Source organism: Mycobacterium scrofulaceum (assembly GCF_002086735.1).
Lineage (GTDB): Bacteria > Actinomycetota > Actinomycetes > Mycobacteriales > Mycobacteriaceae > Mycobacterium > Mycobacterium scrofulaceum.
Genome location: NZ_MVIJ01000120.1, coordinates 1 through 3,152, shown reverse-complemented (window position 1 = coordinate 3,152; position 3,152 = coordinate 1). Strand labels below are relative to the sequence as shown.

The 3,152-nt window shown below is 61.0% G+C and carries 3 protein-coding genes; all 3 read right to left on the bottom strand.

Translation table 11 applies throughout. The features are described from left to right. Nucleotides 1-151: 151 nt before the first annotated feature. Entirely contained in the window at nucleotides 152-1,768 is a 1,617-nt protein-coding gene (locus BST44_RS28950; protein ID WP_085981616.1) for a long-chain fatty acid--CoA ligase, read from the bottom strand. Between the two features lie 32 nt (nucleotides 1,769-1,800). After that, nucleotides 1,801-2,457 (bottom strand): transglutaminase-like domain-containing protein, encoded by a 657-nt coding sequence (locus tag BST44_RS28945; protein ID WP_007168400.1) that lies wholly within the window; start codon nucleotides 2,455-2,457, stop codon nucleotides 1,801-1,803. Next, nucleotides 2,454-3,152 (bottom strand): cytochrome P450 (locus BST44_RS28940; RefSeq protein WP_142274736.1); only part of this gene is annotated, 699 nt, incomplete at its 5' end. The genes BST44_RS28945 and BST44_RS28940, both read right to left, overlap by 4 nt.

Below are 3,152 nucleotides of genomic sequence, written 5' to 3'. Positions count from 1 at the left end.
CGAAGCGCTCTGAGTGGGGTGCAATCTCAGTGGCAACGAACTTTGCGGCGAGATCACGAAGCGCTTCCAATTCCGGGCTGAGCCAAGGTGAGGCGACTGTCATGGTGTCCTTTCGGTTAGGTGCTGCTGACGACGTTGGCGGCTTTTCGGGTTAGCCGCAGTACACGACCTGGTATTCGCCGGCGCCGTGGCGTGCTCTCAGCAATTTTTTGTCGTATTTGCCCACACTGGTTCGGGGAACCTCAGCAATGAACGCCCAGCGCTCCGGGATCCACCACTTGGCGACCGCGCCGTCCAGGAAGACCCGCAATTCGTTGATATCCAAGCTGGTTTCGGTCTTCGTGACGATCAACGCCAAGGGTCTTTCCTGCCACTTCTCGTCGGGCACGCCGATCACCACCGCCTCATGCACGGCTGGATGGGCAACGAGCGCATTCTCCAAGTCGACCGAGGAAATCCATTCGCCACCTGACTTAATGACGTCTTTTACCCGGTCGGTAAGCGTAAGGTAGCCGTGTTGATCGATGCGACCCACGTCGCCGGTGCGCAGCCATCCTTCGTCGAGCTTGTCGGAGTCGTTGTCGCCGAAGTACGAGCCGGTGACCCACGGTCCGCGGGCCTGGATCTCGCCGATAGACCGTCCGTCCCAGGGCAGGGTACGGCCATCGTCGCCACGCAGCCTAATCTCGACACCGCAGACGGGACGACCCTGACAAGCGCGTAGCTCCCATTGGCGCTCGCCGTTGGTCCCCTTCGGCGCGCGCGCCACGGTTGCCAGCGGCGAGGTTTCGGTCATCCCCCAGGCCTGCAGGATCGGGACACCGAATTCACTCTCGAAGTGCTCCATCAGTGACCTTGGAACGGCCGACCCGCCGCAGGCGACCAGGCGTAGCGACGAAATATCGTGCTCCGGTTCGGATTCCAGGAAATGCTGCACGTCATTCCAGATCGTCGGTACCGCACCGGCCACGGTCGGCTGCGTGTCCTCGATGATGGCAACCAACGGTGCCGCCTGCAGGTATCGGTCGGGCAGCACGAGGTCGGCTCCACACATCAGCGCGGAATAGATCAGCCCCCATGCGTTCGCGTGAAACATCGGGACGATCGCCAAGACGCGGTCTTCTTCACCGATGGACAGCACGTTGGGTGTGCAGCCAGTCAGCGAGTGCAAATAGGTGGAACGATGACTGTAGACAACACCTTTCGGGTTTCCGGTAGTGCCGCTGGTGTAGCACATCGCCGCGGCCGACCTCTCATCGAGCTCTGGCCAGTCGAATTCGCCGTCTTGATCAGCAAGCAGGTCCTCGTAGCGCAGCACGTTTTTACCGCTGGCCAGCAGCGGCTCCAGGTCGCCGTCGCCCGCTGCGATCACGGTGTGCACCGACGACATCGTCGGCAGTGCCTTCGCTAGAAGCGGTGCCACAGAGACGTCCGCGATGATGACCTTGTCGTCGGCGTGATCTGAAATGTAGCCAAGTTGTTCTGCGGTGAGTCGAAGGTTGAGGGTGTGAAGCACCGCGCCCATCGACGGCACCGCACAGTAGGCTTCCAGGTGTTCCTGATTGCTCCATTGGAAGGTGGCCACGCGCTGATCGTCAGTTATGCCCAGACTCCGTAGTGCGTTGGCCAACTGGCTGATTCGTCGCTTGAGCGCACCGTAGGTCGTTGTGCGGTAGCCCGATCCGGTCGGCGTGACGACTTGGCTGTCAGCGTGGATGGATGTCGCGTGCCTGACGATCGAGGCTACGGTCAAGGGGATATCCTGCATGGTGCTTTGCACAGGCACAATCCTTCAAACTGCTAGTTGGTGAATGAGTCCGGCACTGGAGGAGGTTCGTAGATGAGTTCGCCGTAATTGTCGCGCAGCGCGTCGATGATTTCCGTGAGGGGAAGGTCGTCGAAAACACCACGGTCATGGAGGTATTCCAGGTGTTGAGAGCCGTCGCCTGTGTAGGCGTGCAACATGGCGTCTCGCTGACCGTCGAATTCGATGGGAGCGACGCGGAAGCGCGCGCATAACTCGCGGTTGAATGCCGGTGTGGCCTTGACCCACCGACCATTCAGCAGTATTTGACTGTAGCCGTGGTAGACGAAAACGTCCGAACCACCCATCCGTTCACGGAGACTCGCGGTCTGTAGATGGTTGCGGACGTCGGCGAAACCCAACCGCGCCGGAATCCCCGCGGCGCGACATGCAGCCGTCAAGAGCACCGCCTTGGGGACACAGTAGGCGCGCTCGGCGACGGCGACCGCGCTGGCTCGGTACTGGCGCGGGTCGTCGGAGACGGAATACGGGTCGTACCAGATCGAATCACGGACAGCGGTGAAGATGCGGCACGCCTTATCGACGGAATCGGTGGCGTTGCGTGTCGCCGATTCGGTGAACTGCTGCACGGCATCGTGTTTCCAGTCGAGGAATTCGGTGGCTGCGAGGAACCGCGCAAATTCTGTCTTCATCGGCGGCGCAGCGTGATCGGTAACCCGTCGACCGGGATCGGCAGCGATGTGTTGTCCCAGCGGATGCGGTAGTCGGTGTCGAGGCCGAAGGTGAACGTGCGCAGCATCTGGTGCAGGATCGCTTTGACCTCGAGGGTGCCGAAGTGCATGCCGATGCATTTGTGCGCGCCACCGCCGAAGGGCAGCCACGCGAAGCGGTGAGCTTGGTCCTCGCGGCGCGGGTCGTCGAAACGTAAGGGGTCGAAGCGATCCGGGTTATGCCAGACTTCGCGGACGAAATGGTTGACGGCGGGAGTGATCGCCACAAGCGTGTCGCGGGGAATGTAGTGGCCGTCTATTGCGGTGTCTTGCACTGTTTTGCGCATGACTAGCGGGACCGGCGCCACGAGTCTCATGGATTCCTTGATCACCAGATCGAGCGACCTGAGCGCTTCCAAATCGTCGATCTCGGGTGATCGGTCGCCGAGAGCATCGCTTTCGGCGCGAACCCGATCTTGCCATTCTGGATGCTTTGCCAGGTAATAAGTTACCGCGGTGGTGGTGATGGTCGATGTGTCGTGAGCGGCCATCATCAGAAAAATCATGTGGTTGATGACATCGGAGTCACTGAAACGTTGTCCGTCTTCGGTGCTGGCATGGCACAGCGCGGCGAACAGGTCATTGCTGTTGCCGGCCCGGGCGGCCGGCAAGTGCCG

What these genes read in the sequence shown, in the direction of transcription:
- BST44_RS28950 (WP_085981616.1), bottom strand. Translation starts at nt 1,768, where the DNA reads ATGCAGGATATCCCCTTGACCGTAGCCTCGATCGTCAGGCACGCGACA.
- BST44_RS28945 (WP_007168400.1), bottom strand. Translation starts at nt 2,457, where the DNA reads ATGAAGACAGAATTTGCGCGGTTCCTCGCAGCCACCGAATTCCTCGAC.